This window comes from Candidatus Similichlamydia epinepheli (assembly GCF_003056015.1).
Genome location: NZ_PPEU01000080.1, coordinates 1 through 3,260 on the forward strand (window position 1 = coordinate 1; position 3,260 = coordinate 3,260).

At 38.9% G+C, this 3,260-nt stretch carries 4 protein-coding genes and 1 pseudogene; all 5 read right to left on the bottom strand.

What is annotated here, in order from left to right; translation table 11 throughout:
- Positions 1-200: ribonuclease P protein component (rnpA, locus tag GCCT14_RS05675; RefSeq protein WP_108624353.1), on the bottom strand; the 200-nt coding region annotated here is incomplete at its 3' end.
- A gap of 6 nt (positions 201-206) precedes the next feature.
- Entirely contained in the window at positions 207-344 is a 138-nt protein-coding gene (gene rpmH, locus GCCT14_RS04115) for a 50S ribosomal protein L34 (protein WP_108624349.1), read from the bottom strand.
- A 9-nt stretch (positions 345-353) separates the two neighbouring features.
- Positions 354-659 carry a 30S ribosomal protein S14 gene (gene rpsN / locus GCCT14_RS04120; RefSeq protein WP_108624350.1) on the bottom strand — a complete coding sequence of 102 codons (306 nt, stop codon included), beginning with the start codon at positions 657-659 and terminating at the stop codon, positions 354-356.
- A gap of 55 nt (positions 660-714) precedes the next feature.
- Positions 715-846, bottom strand: a pseudogene (gene rpmJ / locus GCCT14_RS04125) (50S ribosomal protein L36); the annotation flags it as partial.
- Positions 847-916: 70 nt separating this feature from the next.
- Complete coding sequence (uvrC, locus tag GCCT14_RS04130) at positions 917-2,758, bottom strand: excinuclease ABC subunit UvrC (protein WP_108624352.1); 1,842 nt, start codon at positions 2,756-2,758, stop codon at positions 917-919.
- Positions 2,759-3,260: the final 502 nt, after the last annotated feature.

Here is a 3,260-nt window from a genome sequence, read left to right on the forward strand (position 1 = left end):
AGTTCACGGATACGCCTCTTTAAGTGGTTTCTTTTGACTGCATTTCCGTATTTTTTACTGACAGTGATACCCAAACGCATACTGCTGCTGCGGACAAATGAAAAACACAAGACGGCGCCATGAAACCTCTTACCGGAACGACCAACTCTGAGAAACACACTCCTCTTCAAGATCCTTACCGACTTGGGCAAGATAAACATAATAACTTAAGCAGATAGTCTAGCGCGACCCGCAGCTCGCCTTCTGGCAATAATTTTTCGACCAGACCTTGTTGACATCCTTTTTCTAAATCCGAATGTTCTTTGTCTTTTTATTTTGCTTGGCTGATACGTGCGCTTAACCACTTTGCCCTCCTACCAACTAGCCTTGATCATCCCAGGGACAAGACCACAACTTGCCAACTCTCTGAGACAAATCCTGGAAACCTGAAACCTCCTAAGGAACCCCCTAGAACGACCTGTTAACTTGCAACGATTGCGCAATCTCACAGGAGAAGAATCCCTAGGCATTTTGCTCAATTCAAGACGAGCAAACTCTTTTTCCTCTTCTGAGGTCCTAAACGATCGTATCGTTTTAAGGAGACCTTCTCGCTTCTCTTTGAACTTAGCAACACATCTTTCGCGACGCTTTTGCTTTTCAACCATCGCTTTACGAGCCATTTTTCCCCATCCCTTCGTTCTTCTTGACAAGACCTCTTCTTAAGCCGATGGAAGATTTCCTAGATGGTCCGCTTTGTCTCTGCTTACGATTAGGATCCTTTTTATTAATGACGTAAAGACGTCCTTTTCTCCTTACAATTTTGTCCCCTTTCGATGGGTCTGCCTTAACAGAAGCTCGAACTTTCATATTATCCACCAAACGTTCACACAATCCCCTGAAAGAGAAGCCGGCATTTTACAATAGTGTAAAGAATCTTTCAATCGCCTTTTCGGGTCTTTTTAGAAATATACTGATCTAGTAGTAATTGTCTCGTTTTTGGAGGAAGTTTAATATTTTCTTTGCCTTGGTAAAGATCAATCATGAATTGTTCTATCCCTGCATTATTTGCAAGTATTGATGTTTTAAGCTTCGGTCCAATACCTGGAATAGAATCGAGCATGCTTTTGGTTTGATTTTTCGATCTTTGTTTTTTCTGAAAAGATAGCGCTACATGATGAGCCTCGTCCCTTAGCATCTGAATAAATAACGTATAAGGGCACATCGGCTCCAAAATACGAAAGTTGCTTGTAGAAGGCCCCCAAAGCTTTTCCGAAGTTAGACCTTTTGTGTGTTTCCCTTGATCCTTACTTAAAGCAAGAAGAGGAATACTAGTTAGTTTTAGCTCTTGTAGACACTCATAAGCAACGTTCCAGTGTGACTTTCCTCCGTCTATTAGAATCAAATCAGGAAACTCCTTTTTGCCCTTGTAACGTTTCATCATGAATGTTCGAAGTATTGCGATGTCATTTCCATTTGTCAGACCCCAATTGTACCGTCGATATTTATTTCTATCGAGCTTTCCCTCTTTAGAAACGATGACAGCTGAAACTGATTGATGCCCTTGCAGATGTGAATGATCGACACACTCAATTAATGTTGGGGTTCGACTTAACCCAAAAAAATTCCCCATTTCCTCCATTTTTATTAATGGAGCAGTCCCAGTAAGCGTTTGCATTTTAGCGAGAGCGTTTAAATATAGTAGGCGGGCCCACGAAATTAATGGTTCCTGTCTTGGGGTCGCTATTTCAATGGATCTAGATAGTACTTCCGATAAACATTCACTTAGAGCTTCAAATTCTTTTTTTTGATCTACGCAAAGAACTATCTTCTCTATTGAAGGACGTACAGCAATGCTCATGTAATAGTGAAGGATCCATGTCTGCAAGATGTCTTCACAATCCCCTATGTGATCTGAAATAACGAAGTGATCCATCTGCATCAATCGACCTTCTCGATATGCAGATCTTGAAATAAGCATAGAAGAGTCATTATTAACGATGCAGAATATGTCTGCAGACTCGTTATTGATCGCATCAACCGATTGGCCTGATGTTGAAACGGACCATGATTCGATCCTGGAATGTAAATCTCTTAGGTAGGCAGCATGTTCAAATTCAAAATTGTCAGCAGCAAGATTCATGTACGACTGTAATCTATTTAAAACAGAGTGAATTTTTCCATTTAAAAATTCGATTACAGCTTCAACGTGAGTGAAATACTGATCTCTAGAACACAAATCAACACAAGGGGCAGGGCATCGTTTAATTTGGTAGTAAAGACATGGCGTTTTACGTTGGGAAAACTCCTGATCTGAACATCTTCTCAGTGGAAAAATTCCTTGTAAAACATCAAGAATTTCCCTAGCACTCTTGGAGTCTGTATATGGCCCCCAAAGAAGAGACGTAGAGCTGATTTCGTCTTTTGCACGAATCAGACGAAGCTTTGGCCAAGATTCTTTAGGGTCAATATGAAACAGATAGAAGGAGCTATCATCTTTTAAGCAAGAATTATACTTTGGGCGATGTTCTTGAATTAGCCTCCTTTCAAGCAACAAAGCCTCTTTTTCAGACGTAACAAGTATGAAGTCGATCTTTTTAAGATCAGATAGCAAATAGGGTATCATTCCCCTTTCATCACGACCACGAGTGAAATATTGCGAGACTCTTTTACGAAGATCAATAGCCTTGCCGATGTAGAGTATACACTCCAAGTCTCCTTTCATCAAATATACACCAGGAGAATTTGGAATGTGCGTAAGGTCACGAGTAGATATAGGCATAGCCGCAATTTTACAAAAAACACAAATGTTTCATTTGCGTTAATTTGGGTTCGGGTGAGAATTGCTAACAGTCTCTATCATTTTTTGTTGTCGATACAAACAATTTATACATGCAGGTAAATTTTTCATATATCGAAATGAGTTAGAAACTGATTTTGATCGAAAGTTAAGGTATTTCATCAAAATATGAAGCTTCCCAATGATCAGAAACTGCACTTTATCAATCTGTTCGATAATGTATAGGATCTATACGCGTAATAAAACAAAAAATACTAACGTTATATTTTTACTGTTTGTACAGCCTTTATAAAGGCTTTGCATTTTTGGAATAATTCAAGTTCTATTTTTTACTTTTGTCAAATATAGACTTCTTTTTACTTGCTGTTTTTGCTTGTTCTTTAGCTTGTGTTTCTTCTGATCCTGTCTAGGAGAGCTGTTGGGTATGTTCCAGTAAAATTAAAAAACTTTTTTCATTTAAAAGGTTTTGGCGAAATATCACATT

Bases quoted from the DNA above. Each gene is read 5' to 3' on its own strand.
- rpsN (WP_108624350.1), bottom strand. From the start codon at position 659: ATGGCTCGTAAAGCGATGGTTGAAAAGCAAAAGCGTCGCGAAAGATGT.
- uvrC (WP_108624352.1), bottom strand. From the start codon at position 2,758: ATGCCTATATCTACTCGTGACCTTACGCACATTCCAAATTCTCCTGGT.